The 20,360-nt window shown below is 70.6% G+C and carries 12 protein-coding genes and 1 riboswitch; of the genes, 10 read left to right on the forward strand and 2 right to left on the reverse strand.

Translation table 11 applies throughout. The annotated features are described in order from the left end of the window. Window positions 1–125: 125 nt before the first annotated feature. Complete coding sequence (locus M3U25_RS17290) at window positions 126–2,552, reverse strand: AAA family ATPase (RefSeq protein WP_355502865.1); 2,427 nt, start codon at window positions 2,550–2,552, stop codon at window positions 126–128. A gap of 848 nt (window positions 2,553–3,400) precedes the next feature. Here M3U25_RS17290 and M3U25_RS17295 point away from each other — a divergent pair. The 4 genes from M3U25_RS17295 (at window position 3,401) to M3U25_RS17310 (ending at window position 12,533) form a co-directional block, all read left to right on the forward strand. Continuing rightward, window positions 3,401–6,832: a PAS domain-containing hybrid sensor histidine kinase/response regulator gene (locus M3U25_RS17295; protein ID WP_355502863.1), complete on the forward strand. Its 3,432-nt coding sequence runs from the start codon at window positions 3,401–3,403 to the stop codon at window positions 6,830–6,832. A 146-nt stretch (window positions 6,833–6,978) separates the two neighbouring features. Next, a complete protein-coding gene (locus tag M3U25_RS17300) occupies window positions 6,979–8,811 on the forward strand; it encodes a sulfotransferase (protein ID WP_355502860.1) in 1,833 nt (610 codons plus the stop codon). A gap of 324 nt (window positions 8,812–9,135) precedes the next feature. After that, window positions 9,136–11,847: a TonB-dependent receptor gene (locus M3U25_RS17305; RefSeq protein WP_355502858.1), complete on the forward strand. Its 2,712-nt coding sequence runs from the start codon at window positions 9,136–9,138 to the stop codon at window positions 11,845–11,847. A gap of 98 nt (window positions 11,848–11,945) precedes the next feature. After that, window positions 11,946–12,533: a 2OG-Fe(II) oxygenase gene (locus tag M3U25_RS17310; RefSeq protein WP_355502893.1), complete on the forward strand. Its 588-nt coding sequence runs from the start codon at window positions 11,946–11,948 to the stop codon at window positions 12,531–12,533. Window positions 12,534–12,627: 94 nt separating this feature from the next. Here the strand turns inward: M3U25_RS17310 and M3U25_RS17315 are convergent, their stop codons facing one another. After that, window positions 12,628–13,203 (reverse strand): manganese efflux pump MntP family protein, encoded by a 576-nt coding sequence (locus M3U25_RS17315; RefSeq protein WP_355502855.1) that lies wholly within the window; start codon window positions 13,201–13,203, stop codon window positions 12,628–12,630. A 470-nt stretch (window positions 13,204–13,673) separates the two neighbouring features. Continuing rightward, window positions 13,674–13,874: riboswitch (cobalamin riboswitch) on the forward strand. A gap of 137 nt (window positions 13,875–14,011) precedes the next feature. Here M3U25_RS17315 and M3U25_RS17320 point away from each other — a divergent pair. The 6 genes from M3U25_RS17320 to M3U25_RS17345 are packed head-to-tail and all read left to right on the forward strand — an operon-like array spanning window position 14,012 to window position 20,243. Continuing rightward, window positions 14,012–15,526 carry a CoA-acylating methylmalonate-semialdehyde dehydrogenase gene (locus M3U25_RS17320; protein ID WP_355502891.1) on the forward strand — a complete coding sequence of 505 codons (1,515 nt, stop codon included), beginning with the start codon at window positions 14,012–14,014 and terminating at the stop codon, window positions 15,524–15,526. 11 nt (window positions 15,527–15,537) lie between these two features. Next, complete coding sequence (locus tag M3U25_RS17325; RefSeq protein ID WP_355502889.1) at window positions 15,538–16,716, forward strand: acyl-CoA dehydrogenase family protein; 1,179 nt, start codon at window positions 15,538–15,540, stop codon at window positions 16,714–16,716. Next, window positions 16,713–17,522 (forward strand): enoyl-CoA hydratase, encoded by an 810-nt coding sequence (locus M3U25_RS17330; RefSeq protein ID WP_355502853.1) that lies wholly within the window; start codon window positions 16,713–16,715, stop codon window positions 17,520–17,522. Before M3U25_RS17325 ends, M3U25_RS17330 begins: the two co-directional genes overlap by 4 nt. Continuing rightward, a complete protein-coding gene (locus tag M3U25_RS17335; protein ID WP_355502851.1) occupies window positions 17,507–18,694 on the forward strand; it encodes an enoyl-CoA hydratase/isomerase family protein in 1,188 nt (395 codons plus the stop codon). Before M3U25_RS17330 ends, M3U25_RS17335 begins: the two co-directional genes overlap by 16 nt. Further along, window positions 18,691–19,581 carry a 3-hydroxyisobutyrate dehydrogenase gene (gene mmsB / locus M3U25_RS17340; protein WP_355502849.1) on the forward strand — a complete coding sequence of 297 codons (891 nt, stop codon included), beginning with the start codon at window positions 18,691–18,693 and terminating at the stop codon, window positions 19,579–19,581. The genes M3U25_RS17335 and mmsB overlap by 4 nt, the downstream gene beginning before the upstream one ends. After that, entirely contained in the window at window positions 19,578–20,243 is a 666-nt protein-coding gene (locus M3U25_RS17345; RefSeq protein WP_355502847.1) for an epoxyqueuosine reductase QueH, read from the forward strand. Before mmsB ends, M3U25_RS17345 begins: the two co-directional genes overlap by 4 nt. Window positions 20,244–20,360: the final 117 nt, after the last annotated feature.

Genomic DNA, 20,360 nt, shown 5'->3' on the forward strand with positions numbered 1-20,360 from the left:
TGGTGGGCGCGCCGGGGGAACCGGGTTCTGCCTGGGCCATGGCGTCGGGCTGAAGCCCCTCCCACAGGGACGCCAGCCTGCACTCCTGGTTCCGCACCCCGCGCTTGCATCTTCCCGCGAGGTGTCTACGTCGTCGCGTTCGCCGTCTCGACCAGGTCGTCCCACTGCAGCCGCGTGCCGGAGGCGTCGTCGCTCTCCTGCAAAGCACGGCGGACGGCGCGGCGCATGGCCCGGCTGATCCAGGTCTGCAGGTCGCGACCGGACTGGCCTTCGCTGCGATCGGCAACCCAGGCCGCCGCGGCGTCGGCGTCGAGATCCAGCGGTTTGCCGCGCAGCAGGCGCGCGACGATGGCGACACGCGCATCGCGGTCGGGCAGAGCGATGACGATCTGCCGGTCCAGCCGCGACAGCAGCGCCGGGTCGATCGCGGCGGCATGGTTGCTGGCGGCCAGCAGGAACACCTGGCCCGCGTGGCTGGCGACGCCGTCCAGTTCCTGCAGCAGCTGGCCGACGATCTCGCGGGTGTAGGCGTCGTCGCCGTCGGCACCGCGCGCCGGCGCGACGATGTCGAGTTCGTCGACGAACACGATGCACGGCGCTTGCGCCCGCGCGCGCTCGAATGCGGCCTGCACGCGCTGGCCGGACTGGCCGAGATAGCCGGCCTTGAGGTCGGCGCTGCTCAGGGCGATGAAGGCCAGTCCCGACTGGCTGGCCAGGATCCGCGCGACCTGGGTCTTGCCGGTGCCCGGCGGGCCGACCATCAGGATGCCGCGTGGCACCGGCACGCCCAGCGTGGCCAGGGTCTCGGCATTGCGCAGTTCCTTGCCCAGGCCGACGAACTCCTCGACCGTGGCCGCCGGCAGCACGATGTCGTCCCAGCCGAGCGTGGCGACGGCGGTGGAGCCTTTGCCGCGCAGCGCGCGCAGTTGGGTCAGCAAGGTGGCGTTGTCCAGTGTGCCGTCCACGCACTCGGCGGCCACCCGCGCGACCAGCGTGTGCAGGTCGCGGCCCGAGAGGCCGCTGCTGTCGGCGATCACCTGCGTGTCCGGCTCCAGCGCGAAACCGGCACGTCGCAGTTCGGCGCCGAGGATGCGGGCGCGCGCCGCGGCGTCGGGCAGGCCGATGGCAATGCTGGCGGTGAAGCGCGACAGGATCGCGTCGTCCAGCAGCGCCGGGCGGTTGGTCGCGCCGATCACCAGCACCTGCCCGTGCGCGGCATGGAAGCCGTCCCATTCGGCGAGAAAGGTCTGCACCAGTTCGGCGCTGAAGCTGTCGCTGTCGGCGCTGCCGCGGCGTGCGAACACGCTTTCGCATTCGTCGATGAACAGAATCGCCGGTGCGTGCTTGCGGCAGCGCTGCCAGATCGCCTGCACCTTGGGGCCGGTATGGCCGACATGCGCGGCCTTCAGGTCGGCCACGCCCAGCGCCTCGACGTGGCAGCCGGCATGGCGTGCCAGCTTGCGCGCGATCAGGGTCTTGCCGGTGCCCGGCGGCCCGTGCAGGAGCATGCCTTTCGGCGCCGGTTGGCGTCCGGACACGAACAGGTCCATCAGTTTCAGGATCTGATCGAGCGTGGTGTCGGGCAGGGCGATGTCGGCCCAATGCCGCTGCACCGCGTCCAGGCTCTGCAGCCGCTGCTGCAGCGCGCGTTGCTGGCCGTGCGCGGCATCCCAGGCCTGCACATGCTCGTGCAGCGGGGCGATCGGGGCCGCGTCCTCCATCGCGTCCTGCGCGAGCGCCAGCGCCACCGCGTGCAGCGCCTGCGGCGCGGCCTCGGTCACGGTGGGGTCGAGGACGATGCAGGCCGCCGCATGGTCGCCGCCGGGCAGCACGATCAGGGCGAGCAGGCGTGGTTCCGCGGCGCCGTCGTGCAAGGCGAGCAGGCGTGCACCGGACAGAGCGCCGTGCGTGGCCGGCACCGTCCAACGGCCGTGCAGGGCGCGCTGCGGCCATGGCGCGCGGGTCACCGCATACGTCGGCCCCGCATCGCGCTGCCCGGCGTCGGCCACCTGCGCCAGCGCCAGCGGCGTGCGTGCGAACGCCTGCAGCGCGCGCCGCTCGGCATGGCTATGGTGCCAGGCCAGCAACTGCGCGCCGGCAGCGGCCAGCAGGCCGTACGCCAACAGCGAGGGCAGCAGGCTCTGCAGCAGCAGGCCACCATCGCCGTGCAGGCCGACCTGCCGCCACCAGTCCAGGAAGCCGCGCGTCTCGCCCAGCCAGTGTGCGCTCGTCCACGGCAGGACCAACACCAGCATGCCGATCAAGGCCGCACGCCAGCGCCAGTCCGGCAGCAATGGCCGCAGCAGCAGCGCCGGCCCCCAGGCGCGGCGGCGTTCGCGCCGCACCGCCGCCCGCGCCGCGGTCCTGGCGTGCGCCATGAAGCGGCGCCGTATCGCGGCCACCGCCTGCTCCACCGCCGGCAGATGCCGCTCCACCTCCGCCTCGGCCTGCGCCTGGCGCGTCTGCGCCTGCTGCAATTGCGTGTGCAGGCGCTGCGTCTGCTGCTGCAGCGACGGCGGGGGCGTCGGCACGGCGGCCGGGATGCCGGACATCAGCGGGGGCGGGCGCAGGTGGTCACCGCGCGCATCTTAGCCCGAGCGCCGGTGGGGCGGCGGTGGCTGGCTGCAGGTTGGATGTTGCCCGCGCTGGACACGGCAGGCAGGCGCGTGAAGCGGTTGCTGCCGTGGGAGTAGGCATCTTGGAGAAAGCTAGGGCGCGAGGCGCAGGGCGGGTCTTTAGACCATCGCGGCTTCGTTGGTCGCGGCTGAAGCCGCTCCTACGCATGGATTGCAGCTCCATGATGGCTGTTGCTGTTGCTTCGGTTGTTGCCTTTGCATTATCGGGCTCCCTTCCGAAGCGGCGGCCAGCGCGGGGAAAAACCCGAAGGGCGGCGCACATGGACGTGCGCCGTCCGCGGCAGGGGCAGGATGCCCCTTCCGCGGATCCCCGGGCTGGACGCGGACCCGGAGCGCGCAGCGCGGAGGACGCGTAGGCAGGGCGCGCTTTCTTTTGGTTACTTTTCTTTGCGCGAGCAAAGAAAAGTAACTCGCCGCAAGGCGAAAGCTTTGCCTTTGCCCTGGCTTTTGCCCGGGCTGTGGTGGTTGCAACGACTTTCGCCTGAGGGCTAGTTACTTTGATCAGCCTTCGGCTGCTGAGAAGCACTTCTTTAGCTTGTGCAAAGAAAAGTAACTAAAAGAAGCACTCCACCACAGCCGCAGGCTGGTCAAGCACACATCGCCGTGGCTGCCGCGCCCGGAGATCCATAAAGCAACAGCAACAGCATCGCGGCAACCAGCCTGGTGCACGCGCAGCCCGGGCGAGACGCAGCGAGCCGAACGCCCGACTACGCCGAAACGCATCCCACCCTCTAGACTGCACGCATCGTCGGGGGGACTCGCCTTTGGTTTCCAGTTGGATCCTGCTGCTGGTATCGGTCGGCTATGCGGCGCTGCTGTTCGCGGTGGCGTGGTGGGGCGATCGCCGTCCGCTGTACCCGGAGCGGCCGTGGCTGCGGCCGGCGGTGTACAGTCTGGCGCTGGCCGTGTACTGCTCATCGTGGACCTTTTACGGCGCGGTCGGCAGCGCGGTGCGCAACGGCGCCGGCTATCTGCCGATCTACCTGGGCCCGTTGCTGATGCTGCTGTTCGGCTGGCGCATCGTCGAGCGCCTGGCGCTGATCGCGCGCAGCGAGAACACCGTGTCCATCGCCGACTTCATCTCCTCGCGCTACGGCCGCTCGCGGCGCCTGGCCGCATTGGTGGCGGTGATCGCCCTGATCGGCGTGGTGCCGTACCTGGCGCTGCAGTACAAGGCGGTGGCGATGAGCCTGCAGGTGCTCAGCGGCCAGTCCAGCGCCGGCGCGCCGTTCTACGCCGATCCGGCGCTGTACGTGGCCTTGGGCATGGCGTTGTTCGCCACGCTGTTCGGCACCCGCCAGGTCGATGCCACCGAGCACCACCACGGCATGATGCTGGCGATCGCGCTGGAGTCGGTGGTCAAGCTGCTGGCGATGGTGGCGGTGGGCGTGTTCGCCTATGTCTGGCTGTCCGCGCGCGACGGCGGCCAGGTGCTGGCGTCGACGCGCACGCTGTTCCAGAACACCCCGCCGGTAGGCTTCATCTCGCAGACCCTGCTCAGCTTCCTGGCGCTGGTGTGCCTGCCGCGGCAGTTCCACGTGGCGGTGGTGGAGTGCAGCGACATTGGCGACATCCGCAAGGCGCGCTGGCTGTTCGGCCTGTACCTGGTGCTGATCTCGGCGATGGTGGTGCCGATCGCCGCGGCCGGCATCGCGCTGTTCGGTGGCGGCGACGTGGCCGACGACAGCATCGTGCTGGCGCTGCCGCTGGCCGAAAGCCGCACCGCGCTGGCGCTGGTCGCCTACGTCGGCGGCTTCTCCGCGGCCACCGGCATGGTCATCGTCTCCAGCATCGCGCTGGCGACGATGATCAGCAACGACCTGGTGATGCCGGTGCTGCTGCGCCGCCGCGGGCACCAGGCCGCCGGCGCCGACGTGGCCTCGAAGGTGCTGTGGATCCGCCGCCTGGCGATCCTGCTGCTGGCGCTGATCGCCTATGGCTACTACCGCAGCAGCAGCAACGACACCACGCTGGCCTCGTACGGGCTGATGGCCTTCGCCGCGGTGGCGCAGTTCGCGCCGGGGGTGATCGGCGGGCTGTATTGGCGCGGCGCCAGCCGCAAGGGCGTGGAGACCGGCATGGTGCTGGGCTTCGCCACCTGGATCTACACGCTGCTGCTGCCGGCGCTGACCCAGGCCGGCTGGCTGGCGCCGGCCTGGCTGCTGGACGGGCCGTTCGGCATTTCCTGGCTGCGCCCGCAGCAGCTGTTCGGGATGAGCGGCTGGGATCCGCTGGCGCACGGCACGTTCTGGTCGCTGCTGGTCAATGTCGGCACGATGATGCTGGTGTCGGCGCGCTGGCGCCCGGGCCTGGACGAGCGCCTGCGTGCGGCACCGTTTCTGGAGCCGTATTCGCAGCGCCCGGCGGTGGCCGGCGACTGGCTCGGGCAGGTGCGCGTGGTCGACCTGCAGGCGCTGGCCGAACGCATGGTCGGCGAGCGCCACGCCCGCCGCGCCTTCGCCGAACAGGCGCAACTGCTCGGCCGCGAGCCGCAGCCCACCGCCGTGGCCGACCGCGTCTGGGTGCAGTTCACCGAGCGCCTGCTCGCCGCCTCGATCGGCGCGGCCTCCGCGCGCCTGGTGCTGACCAGCCTGCTGCGCGGCTCGGGCATGGACCTGGGCGAGGTGGTGGCGGTGCTCGACGAGGCCGGGCAGGAGCTGCGCTTCAACCGCGAGATCCTGTCCACCACGCTGGAGAACATCAGCGCCGGGGTCAGCGTGGTCGATCCGGCGATGCGCCTGACCGCGTGGAACCGCCGCTACCAGCAGATGTTCGGCTATCCCGACGGCATGCTCTACGTCGGCCGCCCGGTCGCCGACCTGATCCGCTACAACGCCGAGCGCGGCGAACTGGGCGGCGGCCAGGTGGAGGACCAGATCGCCCGCCGCATCGCGCACATGCGCGCCGGCACCCCGCACGTGTTCGAACGCACCCGCAGCGACGGCAAGGTGATCGAGATGCGCGGCCAGCCGCTGCCCGGCGGCGGCTACGTCACCAGCTACAACGACATCACCGACTACAAGCGCGCCGAGCAGGCGCTGCTTGAGGCCAACGAGACCCTGGAACAGCGCGTGGCCGAGCGCTCGCGCGAGGCCGAACTGGCGCAGCAATCCAAGACCCGCTTCCTGGCCGCGATCAGTCACGACGTGCTGCAGCCGCTCAACGCCGCGCGGCTGTTCGCCTCCGCCTTGCGCGATGCGCACCAGAACGAGGAGCAGCGGCATCTGGCCGAGCGCGTGGACGCGTCGCTGCGTGCGGCCGAGGAGCTGCTCGACGGCCTGCTCGACGTGTCGCGGCTGGATGCCGGCGGCCTGCGCCCGACCATCGAGGACGTCGATGCCGGCCTGCTGCTGCGCGAACTGGCCGCGCAGTACAGCCCGATCGCCGCCGGCCGCGGCCTGCGCCTGCACGTGTACGCGCGGCCGCTGTGGGTGCGCAGTGACCGCCGGCTGCTGCGGCGGGTGCTGCAGAACTTCCTCGCCAACGCGCTGCGCTACACCCGCCAGGGCCGCATCGTGCTGGGCATGCGCCGCCGCGGCGCGGCGCTGGAACTGCAGGTCTGGGATACCGGCCCGGGCATCCCGCCACACCACATGCAGCAGATCTTCGACGAATTCCAGCGCTACCAGCAGCCGTTCGACTGGGGCGAGCAGGGGCTGGGCCTGGGCCTGTCGATCTGCCAGCGCATCTCGCGCCTGCTCGGCCACGACCTGGATGCGCGCAGCCGCGTCGGCCACGGCAGCATGTTCTCCATCACCGTGCCGCGGGCGGCACCGCCGCCGCAGGCGCAGCAACGCCCGGCGCGCGCGGCGTCCGCGGCCGATTCGCTGGCCGGGCTGCGCGTGCTGTGCGTGGACAACGACCAGGAAATCCTCGACGGCATGCGCGCGCTGCTCGGCCGCTGGCAGGTGGAGGTGATCTGTGCCAGCACCGTGGACGAGGCGCTGGCGCAGGCCGCGCGCGCGCCGCACGTGATGCTGGTCGATTACCACCTGCACGACCGGCTGGACGGCCTGGAGACCCTGGATGCGCTGCGCGAGGCGATGCCCGGGCCGGTGGCCGGCGCGTTGCTCACCGCCGACGGCCGCGACGAACTGAAGCTGCAGGCGCGCGAGCGCGGCTACCGGCTGCTGACCAAACCGGTCAAGCCGGCCTCGCTGCGCGCCTTCCTCACCGCCTACCACGATCCGATCTAGGAGCCGTCGCGCGCTTTTGTAACGGCAATGTATGCGCTGTGTGGCGGCCGCCGGCGCGGCCGGCGTGGCGCACGGCGCGGGCGGGCGGCTAAGGTGGTGGATCACTCACGACCCGCCCGCGCATGACCTCCCCGGACACCTCCACGATGCCGTCGCTCCCGGACCTGCTGGCGTCGCTGGAGGCCGGCCAGGCGCAGACGCTCGAACACGGTGCCCGCGCCTATCTGCGGCAGCACCCGGACGATGTGCTGGCCAGCAGCCTGCTGGCGATGAGCCTGCAGATGCAGGGCCAGCCGGCGCCGGCCGCCGCCGTGTACCGCGGGCTGGCCGAGCGCGAACCGCACGAGGTCGCGCACTGGAACAACCTCGGCACGGCGTTGCGCGAAGCCGGCGAACCCGGCCCGGCAGGCGAGGCCTATCTGCGCGCCCGCGCGCTGGCGCCGGACGATCCGTTGCCGCACCACAACCTGGGCCTGCTGGCGATGGACGCCGGCGACTACGCCGCGGCACGCGAACACCTGCTCGATGCGCATGCGCTGGCGCCGCAGGCGCCGCCGCTGTGCGTGCACGCGGCCATGGCCTGCCACGAATGCGGCGATTTCCAGCGCGTGCAGGCGCTCATCGCCGACTGGCGGCAGTGGCCGCCGCTGGACCCGGACACCACCGTGGAACTGGCCTGGCTGTTGTCGCAGGGCGGCGAGACCGACGCGGCCTGCGCGCTATTGCGCGCCTGCGCCGAGGGGCCGATGGCGCAGCCGGCCCGGGCCTGGTCGCGGTTGGTGCTGGTGCTCGAACGCGCAAACCGCTTGCCGCAGGCGCGTGAGGCCGCCGCGCAGCTGCCGCCGCCGGAGCGGATCGACGACCCCGACGTGCGTCAGGACGCCAGCAATGCGCTGGCGGTGCTGGCCATGCGCGATGGCCACTGGCCGCAGGCGCATGCGCTGCTGCGCGGGCTGCTGGCCACCGGCAGCGCGGTGGACCGGCGCAAGCAGAGCAACCTGTTCTTCGCCTTGGCGCGGGTCTGCGATCGCCTGGGCCTGTATGACCAAGCGCTGGACGCCTGCGCGCAGGGCCATGCCGGCCAAGTCGAGGGCCTGGCCGCACTGGTGCCGGAACTGGCGGCGGCGGATGCGCCGCCCTTGCCGGTCGCACGGCATCGCTGGGATCCGGCGCGCCATGCCGCGGCGCGGCCGGTGACGGCGCCGGCCATGCTGGATTCGCCGATCTTCGTGGTCGGCTTCCCGCGCTCGGGCACCACCTTGCTGGAGCAGATGCTCGACGCCCACCCGCAACTGGTGGCGATGGACGAACGGCCGTTCCTGCAGGGGCTGGCCGATCGCCTGGAGGCGCGCGGCGTGGCCTGGCCGGATGGCCTGGGCGAGCTCGACGATGCCGCCTGCGACGCGCTGCGCGCCGAGTATTGGCAGGCGGTGCGCGGGGTGGTGCAACTGCAGCCGGGCCAGCGCCTGGTCGACAAGAACCCGCTGAACCTGCTGCGTCTGCCGCTGATCCGGCGCCTGTTCCCGGAGGCGCCGGTGATCCTGGCGCTGCGCCATCCCTGCGACGTGTTGCTGAGCTGCTACATGCAGGCGTTCCGCTCGCCGGCCTTCGCCCTGCTGTGCGCCAGCCTGCCACGGCTGGCCCGCGGCTATGCCGACGCGATGGAGTTCTGGCTGTATCACGCCGCCCTGCTGCAGCCGCGCACGCTGGAGTTGCGCTACGAGGATCTGGTCGCCGACCCGCAGGCGCAGGTGACGCGCCTGGGGCAGTTCCTGCAACTGCCGCAACCGGAGCAACTGCTGGAGTTCCAGCGGCATGCGCAAGGCAAGGGCTTCATCAGCACGCCCAGCTATGCGCAGGTGGTGGAAGGCATCAACCGCAAGGCCCTGGACCGCTGGCATGCCTACCGGGACACCTTCGCGCCGGTGCTGCCGGTGCTGCAACCGTTCCTGGATCGCTGGGACTACGCCGGCAGTTGAGTCCCGTGCGCTTGTCTGAACCGTTCCCGTCTGCCGGTTGAACGGCAAAAACGCAGGGCGCGTTGCACCCGGTTGTAGCGGCGTTTTTGTCAGCCGCTGGCGCACGCCGGCACACCGAAACAACACCCTTCTTATAAAAAACTAACAAGTGCCTGACGGTCCCGTAATGGACCGCTGGCCCGAGGCATCCATTTCACCCGCGCGCCTTCGGTGCGTTCGGGACGTTCGCGCGCGGCGCACAGTGCCGGCGCTTGTCGCACATCACACGAGGTCTTCCCGATGTCCGTAGCAAAGAACAGACTCGCTCACGCCGTTTGCCTGGCCATGGCGACGCTTCCCGCCACGCTCTACGCGCAGAGCGCTGCACCGGCGGCGTCCGCGTCCGGCGATGCGCCGGTGACCCTGGACAAGCTGACCGTCACCGGTTCGCTGGTGCGCCGCGTGGATGTGGAGACCGCCAGCCCGGTCGCCGTGGTCGATCGCCAGCAGATCCAGCAGAGCGGCAAGCAGACCCTGGGCGACCTGCTGCAGGCGCTGCCCGGCATCGCCGGCGCCGCGACCAACCCGCAGGTCAACAACGGCGGCGGCGACGGCGCCTCGACCATCTCCCTGCGCGGCCTCGGCGACCAGCGCACGCTGATCCTGATCGACGGCCACCGCATCCAGAACAACGACGTCAACTCGATCCCGGCCAACATGATCGACCATGTCGAAGTGCTGAAGGTCGGCGCCTCGGCGATGTACGGCTCCGACGCCATCGGCGGCGTGGTCAACTTCATCCTGCGCAAGAACTTCGAAGGCGGCGAAGTCTCGGCCAACTACGGCCAGACCAGCCGCGGCGACGGCGCGCGCCAGGGCGGCAGCTTCACCTTCGGCAAGACCTGGGACCGCGGCAACGTCGTGGTCGGCCTGGACTACAACAAGCAGAAGGACGTCTCCAGCGCCAACCGCGCGTTCTCCAAGTACGCGATGTACCTGTCCAGCGGCAGCGTCTACAAGGGCGGTTCCAGCCGCACGCCCAGCGGCTACTACAAGCTGCCGGCGGCGACCCTGGCGGCCAACGGCTGCAGCGCCAACGGCGCGCTGACCAGCAACGGCAGCGGCGGCTACAAGTGCTACAGCGCCTCGGCCGACGCCTACAACTACCAGGCGGAGAACCTGCTGCTGACCCCGCAGCAGCGCGTCGGCGGCTTCGTGCTCGGCAGCTTCAACATCACCGACTCGATGCAGGCGTACGTCAACGCCTACCACAACCACACCATGTCGAACTTCGCGATCGCGCCGCTGCCGTTCGACGCGCAGAACGACGGCATCACCATCGCCGCCAACAACCCGTACAACCCGTTCGGCGTGGAGTTCGGCCCCAACGGCTACGAGTTCCGTTCGCGCTTCACCACCCTGGGCCAGCGCGAAGGCTTCTACGACACCGCCACCGACCAGGACGTGATCGGCCTGAAGGGCGGCATCGGCGACAGCAGCTGGGTGTGGGATGCCAACTTCAACTACGGCCACTACCGCCAGCGCAACTGGAGCCACGGCTACGTCGACTACGCCGCGCTGCAGAGCGCGATCGACAGCGGGCAGGTCAACATCTTCGACCAGAACAACGCCAACACCATCGCCTGGCTGAAGAGCAACGAATCGATTCCGCGCCAGGAAACCACCACCATCATGCGCCAGTGGGAAGCCAGCGCCAACGGCAGCCTGTGGGAGATGCCGGCTGGCGCCGCGCAGCTGGCGGTGGGAGCGCTGTACCGCAAGGAGAGCCTGAACTCCACGGTGTCGGCCAATGCGCTGATCAACAGCGACAACACCTGCGCGGTCTCCTCCGAAGCGTGCTCCTCGCCGCTGAGCGGCAGCTTCAACGTCAAGGAGGCGTACGCCCAGCTGTTCGTGCCGGTGCTGGAGCAGTCCTCCCCGGTCGGCGCGCTCAACCTGACCCTGAGCGACCGCTACTCCGACTACAGCAGCGTGCGCTCGGGCAACAACAGCGCCTCGTTCCAGGTGGAATGGCGGCCGATCCACGACCTGATGGTGCGCGGCACCGCGGCGCAGGTGTTCCGTGCGCCCACGATCAGCGACATCTACCAGGGCCCGACCGCCGACTCGCCGAACTTCGTCGACCCGTGCATCGGCTACAGCGGCAGCGGCCACGCCACTGCCTGCGCCGGCGTGCCGGCCGGCTGGACCGGCTCGGGCCTGTCGCAGACCAACGGCATCGTGTCCGGGTCCAGCTATGTCGGTTATCAGCTCAAGCCGGAGAAGGGCACCTCCTTCGACTACGGCCTGGTCTACAGCCCCGAGTACGTGCCGGGCCTGTCGGTCAACCTCGACTGGTGGAAGGTCAAGCTCAACGACCTGATCCAGTCGATCTCCGCGCAGACCGTGGCCGACCTCTGCTACAACGACGACAACAGCCCGTACTGCAGCTACATCCACCGCTACGGCGCGGGTACCGTCAGCGCCGGCAACATCAACTACATCCAGACGCCGGTCGTGAACATCGGCAAGCTCAACACCCAGGGCATCGACCTCGGCGCCAACTACGTGCTGCCGGAGACCGCGTTCGGAAAGTTCACCGTGGCCGTGGACAGCACCTACCTGCACCGCTACGACATCGACACCGGGGACACGGTGGTGCACATGGCCGGTCGCTACAACTCGTCCTACGGCAACTACACGCACTGGCGCGCGCACGCCCAGGTCGGCTGGAAGCTGGGCAACTGGGATGCGAGCTGGACCACGCGCTGGATCGGCAAGGTGCAGGTCGGCAGTGGCGACCTGAGCCAGAACATGTCCGCCGATGCGTCGTTCAAGGGCGTGGTGCTGGACTACGGCAGCTACATGTACCACAACCTGCAGGTGGGCTATGACATGGCCGGGGCCAACCTGCGGCTGGACCTGGGCGTGGACAATCTGACCAACAAGCAGCCGCCGGTCATGTACCAGAACAACGTGTTGAATGCGAACACCGACGTGAGCACCTACGACACGCTCGGCCGCTACTACTGGATGCGGGCCACCTACCGCTTCTGAGTGGAGCCGGCGCCGCCCGCCTGTGTGGGCGGCGCCGGAGCGTGCGACACGGCGCGTCCATCCGGGCGCGCCGTTCTGCTGCGGGGGGCAGCATGCCGATGCGCCTGAACCACACCGACCTGCGTCACTACGTCCGCGTCTACGACGGGGCACTGGAGCCGGGCTTCTGCGCGCAACTGATCGCGCAATTCGAACACAGCGCCGCCCAGCACAGCCGCAATGGCGCCGGCCAGCGCGCCGGGCTGGACGACAGCGCCTGGACCGAACTCAACGTCACCCGTCTGGCCGATCCCGCGTTTCAGGGCTTCTTCATCGAGCAGGTGCGCGCGACGCTGGCCCGCTACAACGCCGAGCTCGGGCTGACCGCCGCGGTGCCGTGGCGTCCGCGCCTGGCCGACCTGCGGATCAAGCGCTACCGCGCCGACGCCGGCGAGCGCTTCCAGCCGCACTTCGACGCCTGCGACGCCGAGACCGGCCGCTACCTGGTGTTCCTGTGGTATCTCAACGACGTGGCCGAGGGCGGGCAGACCCGCTTCCTCGACCTGGACCTGGACATCGCGCCGCGTGCCGGGCGCCTGCTGGTGTTCCCGCCGTACTGGATGTTCCTGCACGCCGGCCTGCCGCCGCGCAACGGCGACAAGTACATCCTGTCCACCTACCTGGAATTCACCGCCAAGCCGGCCTGACCCAAGGCGCCGTCACGGCATGATCGGCACGCACCGTCGCCGCACATCCCCAATCCCGAATCCCCAATCCCGGTCGAAGCGCGCGCCACGACGATCAACCTGCACCATGCAGATGCTCGAACAGGATGGTGCTGCCGATCGCGATCAGCAGCGCGCCGCCGACGATCTCGGCGCGCTTGCCGGCGAGCGTGCCGAGCGCGCGGCCGAGCATGATGCCCAGGGTGACCATGGTCAGCGTGCACAGGCCGATGATCGCCGCGACCTCGACGATGTTCACGTCGAGGAAGGCCAGGCCGACGCCGACCGCCATCGCGTCGATGCTGGTGGCAAAGCCGGTGGCGGCCAGGTTCCAGAAGCCGTGGCGCTTGGGCGCGGCGTCCTCGGGCCCGTCGGTCTCCGGCTTGAGGCCGGCGACGATCATGTGCACGCCCAGCGCGCCGAGCAGGCCGAAGGCGATCCAGTGGTCGAAGGCGACCACGTACTTGGCCGCGGCCTGGCCCAGCGCCCAGCCCAGCGCCGGGGTCAGCGCCTCGATGCAGCCGAAGATCAGGCCGGCGCGCAGCGCATCGGCCCAGCGCGGCCGCTGCATCGCCGCGCCCTTGCCGACCGCCGCGGCGAAGGCGTCGGTCGACATGGCGATGCCGAGCAGCAGAATCGAAAGAAACGACATGGGGAACCGTACCGGGACAGGCGACAACGACGAGCGCGCGCGCCCGGCCATCGCCTTGCGCACTCGCCGCTGGTCTCGCCAACCGAACTGGCTGCCCGTACCACGGCGCATCGGCCGAGTCTGTTGATACGGGCGCCGTCCGCACCGGGCGGACAGCAGGCTACTCCCCAAGGGGACGCGCAGTCTAACAGTGGCCAACTGCAGCGAACATCCCTGGAACGCACGCGAACCTGCAGCTTCTCTTCTTAGCATCGGCTATAGCGGCACGTGCTGGCGGGCATCCGTGCGGGAAGCTGCGGCGGCGATCGTGCGGCGGCGATCGATGTTGTCGCTGCGGTCCTGTGCACGCTTGTCGTGCACGTCCGTCGCTGTGGCGAACGTCGCTTCTGCGCTGTCGGCATTCGCGCGCTGCGTGCCGGCGCCCACACCGCGCGCTGCGCTGCAGCGTGTTGCTGTTGCCGCGGCGCGACTACACTGGTCACGCTTCAGGTGCCTGGTCGTCGCAAGATGCGCCGGGTGAAACGGGAAGCCGGTCCGATGCCGGCGCTGCCCCCGCAACGGTAGGCGAGAACACCCGACAACAGACCACTGCGCAAGCGGGAAGGTGTCGGGGTAATGCGATCGCGCATTGCTCGCAAGCCCGGAGACCGGCCTGGCGCGGACGTCCTGCGACGTTCTTTCTCGGGTGTTGCGGTGGGCAACCTGGCGAGCCGAACGACGTCGGGGCCCTGCGCCGCGCGTTCGCTTGTCCTGTCCATCGCCGCCCGCCCGGTGGTGATGCGATGAGGAGACAGGACCCGTGAACCAGATGACCCGGACCCACGCCGAGGTGGCGACCGTCAAGCTCTTGATCGACGGCGCGTTCGTCGAATCCAGCAGCAGCCAATGGCGCGAGGTGGTCGATCCGGCGACCCAGGACGTGCTCGCACGCGTGCCCTTTGCCACCGCCGCGGAAGTCGACGCCGCCGTGGCCGCCGCGCAACGCGCGTTCGCCAGCTGGCGCAAGACGCCGATCGGCGTCCGCGCGCGGATCTTCCTCACCTACCAGCAGCTGATCCGGGCGCACATGGGCGAGCTGGCGGCGATCCTCACCCGCGAGCAGGGCAAGACCCTGGCCGACGCGGAAGGCGATGTCTTCCGCGGCCTGGAAGTGGTGGAACAGGCCGCGGCGATCGGCAACCTCCAACTGGGCGAACTGGCCAACAACGTCGCCAACGGCGTGGATACCTACACGCTGCTGCAGCCGCTGGGCGTGTGCGCCGGCATAACCCCGTTCAACTTCCCGGCGATGATTCCGCTGTGGATGTTCCCGATGGCCATCGCCACCGGCAACACCTTCGTGCTCAAGCCGTCCGAGCAGGATCCGCTGGTGACCATGCGGCTGGTCGAACTGGCCTTGCAGGCGGGCGTGCCCAAGGGCGTGCTGAACGTCGTCCATGGCGGCGCCGAGGTGGTCGATGCACTGTGCGACCACGCCGACATCAAGGCGCTGTCGTTCGTCGGCTCCACCAAGGTCGGCACCCACGTGTACCAGCGCGCGGCGCTGGCCGGCAAACGCGTGCAATGCATGATGGGCGCCAAGAACCACGCGGTGGTGTTGCCGGATGCGCCGCGCGCGCAGACCCTCGACGCGCTGGTGGGCGCGGCCTTCGGCGCCGCCGGGCAACGCTGCATGGCCGCCTCGACGGTGGTGCTGGTTGGCGAGGCGCAGCAGTGGATTCCCGACCTGGTGGCCAGGGCGCAGACGCTGAAGGTCAACGCCGGCAGCGAACCCGGCACCGACCTGGGACCGGTGATCTCGCGCAGCGCGCGCGAGCGCATCGAAGCGTTGATCGCCGCCGGCATCGCCGAGGGCGCGACGCTGGAACTGGACGGGCGCAACCCGACGGTGCCCGGTTTCGCGCACGGCAACTTCGTCGGCCCGACGATCTTCTCCGGGGTCGCGCCGGGCATGCGCATCTACGACGAAGAGATCTTCGGCCCGGTGCTGGTGATCCTGGATGCGGCCACGCTGGAGGACGCGATCGCCCTGGTCAACGCCAATCCGAACGGCAACGGCACGGCGCTGTTCACCCAATCCGGCGCCGCCGCGCGCAGGTTCCAGGAGGAGATCGACGTCGGCCAGGTCGGCATCAACGTGCCGATCCCGGTGCCGGTGCCGCTGTTCTCCTTCACCGGGTCGCGCGCCTCCAAGCTCGGCGACCTCGGCCCCTACGGCAAGCAGGCGGTGCAGTTCTACACGCAGACCAAGACCGTCACCGCGCGCTGGTTCGACGACGCCGGCGCCGGCCAGGGCGTCAACACCACGATCCGCCTGTCGTGATGGCCACGGCGATGCAGTGGCCGCTGGAGCAGCCGGCCGATGCCGGCCTGGACGAGGCGCAGCGCGCCTATCGCGAGGCCGCGCGCGGCTTCGCCCAGGCCGAACTGGCGCCGCATGCGGCGCGCTGGGATGCGGACGGGATCTTCCCGCGCGAGGCGATCGGCCGGGCCGGCGAACTCGGTTTCTGCGGCCTGTACGTGGACGAGGACGCCGGCGGCAGCGGACTGTCGCGCCTGGATGCGGCGATCGTGTTCGAGGAGCTGGCCGCGGTCGATCCGTCCACCGCCGCCTTCATCAGCATCCACAACATGGCCACCTGGATGCTGACCCGTTTCGCCACGCCGGCGGTGCGCAAGGACTGGGGCGCGGCGCTGGCCAGCGGCCGCAAGCTGGCCTCGTACTGCCTGACCGAACCCGGCGCGGGGTCCGACGCGGCCGCGCTGAAGACCCGCGCGGTGCGCGATGGCGACGGCTACCGCATCGACGGCAGCAAGGCCTTCATTTCCGGCGCCGGCGCGACCGACCTGCTGGTGGTGATGGCGCGCACCGGCGAGGACGGCGCGCGCGGCATCAGCGCCTTCGCGGTGCCGGCCGATGCGGCGGGGATCGGCTACGGGCGCAACGAGGACAAGCTGGGCTGGCACAGCCAGCCGACCCGCGCGGTGAGCTTCGACGGCGTGCGCGTGCCGCTGGCGCATCGCCTGGGCGAGGAGGGCGAGGGCTTCCGCATCGCGATGCGCGGCCTCGACGGCGGCCGCCTCAACATCGCCGCGTGCTCGCTGGGCGCGGGGCAGGGCGCGCTGGACGCGGCGCGGCGCTATCTGGGCCAGCGGCGCCAGTTCGGCAAGAAGCTCGCCGAGTTCCAGGCGCTGCAGTTCACCCTGGCCGACATGGCCACGCAACTGGTCGCCGCGCGGCAGATGGTGCACACCGCTGCGCGCAAGCTCGATGCCGGCGCCCGCGATGCGACGGTGTGGTGCGCGATGGCCAAGCGCTTCGCCACCGATGCGGGCTTTTCGATCTGCAACGACGCGCTGCAGCTGCACGGCGGCTACGGCTACATCCGCGAGTATCCGGTCGAACGCCTGCTGCGCGACAGCCGCGTGCACCAGATCCTGGAGGGCACCAACGAAATCATGCGCGTGATCGTCGCGCGCCACCTGCTGAACACCGAAGAGGAATTGCGATGAGCGTTGCCGACACCTCCTACCGCAACCGGGACTGGACCGGGCTGGGCCTGCAGATCGACGGCCATACCGCCGTGGTCACCCTGTCCAATCCGCCGGCCAACACCTGGACTGTGCACAGCCTGCGCGCGCTAGGCGAGCTGGTCGGCGCGCTGGACGCGGATCGCGAGATCTATGCCCTGGTACTGGTCGGTGCCGGCGAGAAGTTCTTCAGCGCCGGTGCCGACCTCAACCAGTTCGCCGACGGCGACAAGGCGCTGGCGCGCGAGGCGGCGCGGCGCTTCGGCGAGGCCTTCGAGGCGCTGAGCGGATTCCGCGGCGTCAGCATCGCCGCGATCAACGGCTATGCGATGGGCGGCGGGCTCGAAGCGGCCTTGGCCTGCGACCTGCGCATCGCCGAGGCGCAGGCGCAGATGGCCCTGCCCGAAGCGACGGTGGGCCTGCTGCCCTGCGCCGGGGGCACGCAGAACCTGCCGCGGCTGGTCGGCGAAGGCTGGGCCAAGCGCATGATCCTGCTCGGCGAACGCGTCGATGCCGAGACCGCGCTGCGGATCGGCCTGGTCGAAGAGGTGGTGCCGACCGGGCAGGCGCTGGCGCGCGCGCTGGAGTGGGCGGCCAAGGCGGCGCGGCAGAGTCCGATCAGCGTGGCCGCGGCCAAGCGCCTGGTGCAGGCGACCCGCACGCAGTCGCATGCGAGCGCATTGGTCAGCGAACGCGAGGCGTTCGTGGACCTGTTCGACAGCGCCGACCAGGCCGAGGGCGTCAATGCCTTCCTCGGCAAGCGCGCCCCTGTATGGAGCAACGCGTGAGCGCCTCCGCTGCCGACGATGCCGCGGTGCTGTTCGAGATGCGGGCCGCGGGCGATGGCCGTCGCATCGGGATCGCCACGCTCAATGCGCCGCGCACCCTCAACGGGCTGTCGCTGGAGATGGCGCGCCTGCTGGATGCGCAACTGACGCAATGGGCGCAGGACCCGACGCTGGCGCTGGTGGTGCTGCAGGGCGCGGGCGAGAAGGCGTTCTGCGCCGGCGGCGACCTCCATGGCCTGTATCGCGGGATGCGTGAGCGTGTCGCGCACGGCACTACCACGCCGGCGGACCCGCGCGGCGATGCGCACGCCGAGGCCTTCTTCGAAACCGAGTACCGCCTCGACTACCGCATCCACACCTTCCCCAAGCCGGTGCTGTGCTGGGGCCACGGCATCGTGATGGGCGGCGGGATCGGGCTGATGGCGGGCGCCAGCCACCGCGTGGTCGGCGAACGGTCCCGGCTCGCCTTCCCCGAGATCAGCATCGGCCTGTTCCCCGACGTCGGCGGCAGCTGGCTGCTGTCGCGGGTGCCGGCGCAGGCGGGCCTGTTCCTGGCGCTGACCGGCGCGCCGCTCGGTGCCGGCGATGCGATCTACGCCGGCATGGCCGATGTGCACGTGCCGGAGGCCGCGCGCGCGGCGGTGCTGGCCGCCCTGCAGGCGACGCCTTGGCCGGCCGCTGCGCAGGACACGGCGCGCGCGCTGGACGCGCTGCTGGCCCGCTTCGCCACGCCGGCGCCGGCCGGTCCGTTGCAGCGGCACGCCGCGGCGATCGCCGATGCCTGCGCGCATCCCACGCTGGACGCGGTGGTGGCGGCGATCGCCGGCCTCGATGCCGCCGACCCATGGATCGCGACGGCACAGGCCACGCTGGCTGCCGGCGCGCCGGGCTCGGCACGGCTGGCCTTCGAACTGCAGCGGCGCGCCGCATCGCTGTCCTTGGCCGAGGTGTTCCGCCAGGAGTACACCGTGGCCCTGCATTGCGCCGCGCATGGCGACTTCGCCGAAGGCATTCGCGCGTTGCTGATCGACAAGGACCGCGCCCCGCGTTGGCAGCCGGCCACCCTCGACGCCGCGTCCGCGGCGTGGGCGCGCGACTTCTTCCATGCGCCCTGGCCGGCGCAGGCCCACCCCCTGGCCGATCTCGGCCGTCACACGGAGACCCGCGCATGAGCCGGATCGCCTTCATCGGCCTGGGCAACATGGGCGGCCCGATGGCCGTCAACCTGGTCAGGGCCGGGCACGTGGTGCGCGTGTTCGACCTCAACCCCGCCGCCCTCGCGGCCGCCGCCGCCGCCGGCGCGCACGCCGCCGACAGCGCAGTGGCCGCGGTCGCCGAGGCCGAGGTGGTGATCTCGATGCTGCCGGCCAGCCGCCACGTCGAAGCCCTGTTCCTCGGTACGGAGGGACTGCTCGCGCACATTCCCGCGGGCGCCCTGCTCATCGACAGCAGCACGATTGCGCCCGCCTCGGCGCGCACGCTGGCCGCCGCGGCAGTGGCGCGTGGCCTGCAGCCGCTGGATGCGCCGGTGTCCGGCGGTACCGCCGGCGCCGCCGCGGGCACCTTGACCTTCATCGTCGGCGGCGCGGCCGCCACCCTGGAGCGCGCGCGCCCAGTGCTGGAGGCGATGGGCCGCAACATCTTCCACATGGGCGAGGCCGGTGCCGGGCAGGTCGCCAAGCTCTGCAACAACATGGCGCTGGGGGTGATCATGGCCGCGACCGCCGAAGCGCTGGCGCTGGGCGCGGCGCATGGCCTGGATCCGGCGGCGCTGTCGCGGATGATGGCGGTCAGCACCGGCCGCAGCTGGGCCACCGAGGTCTGCAACCCATGGCCGGGCGTGCTGGACCAGGCGCCGGCCTCGCGCGGCTACCGCGGCGGCTTCGGCAGCGACCTGATGCTCAAGGACCTGGGCCTGGCGGCGGAAGCGGCGATGGCCACCGGCGCGGCGATCCCGCTCGGCGAACTGGCGCGCAACCTGTACGCGCTGAACCGCCGCCAGGGCCGCGGCGGCCTGGATTTCTCCAGCGTCGTCCAGCTGCTCGCGGAGGCGCCATGAGCACTGTCCGCGAGCGCCTGACCCTGCCCGGCGGCAGTGGACGCCTGCTGCTGCACTCGTGCTGCGCGCCGTGCTCGGGCGAGCTGATGGAATCGTTCGTGGAGTCCGGCATCGACTACACGGTGTTCTTCTACAACCCCAACATCCACCCGGCCAAAGAGTACGAACTGCGCAAGCAGGAGAACATCCGCTTCGCCGAGCAGCATGGCGTGCCCTTCGTCGATGCCGACTACGACACCGACAACTGGTTCGCGCGTGCCCGGGGCATGGAGAACGCCCCCGAGCGCGGCATCCGCTGCACCATGTGCTTCGACATGCGCTTCGAGCGCACTGCGCTGTATGCGCACGAGCACGGCTATGCGGTGATGACCAGTTCGTTGGGCATTTCGCGCTGGAAGGACATGCGCCAGATCACCGACAGCGGCATCCGCGCGGCCGCACCGTACCCGGACCTGACCTACTGGGACTACAACTGGCGCAAGCACGGCGGCGCCGCGCGCATGGTCGAGATCAGCAAGCGCGAGCGCTTCTACCAGCAGGAGTACTGCGGTTGCGTGTATTCGCTGCGCGATACCAATCGCCATCGCCGCGCGCAGGGCCGCGAGCGGATCAAGCTCGGCGTGCTGTTCTATGGCGACGACGAGGGCAAGCCGTCGGACTGAGCCTCGCCTGCAGGCCGGACGCCGGCGCGGGACCGCGATGCGGCGCGCCACGCGCACCTTGGCGCGCGGGAGGGCGGAGCGGTAGACGCGGACTGGGGCCGCGGCGACCACTGCCGG

This window comes from Xanthomonas sp. PPL134, from assembly GCF_040595915.1.
Taxonomy (GTDB): Bacteria; Pseudomonadota; Gammaproteobacteria; order Xanthomonadales; family Xanthomonadaceae; genus Xanthomonas_A; species Xanthomonas_A indica.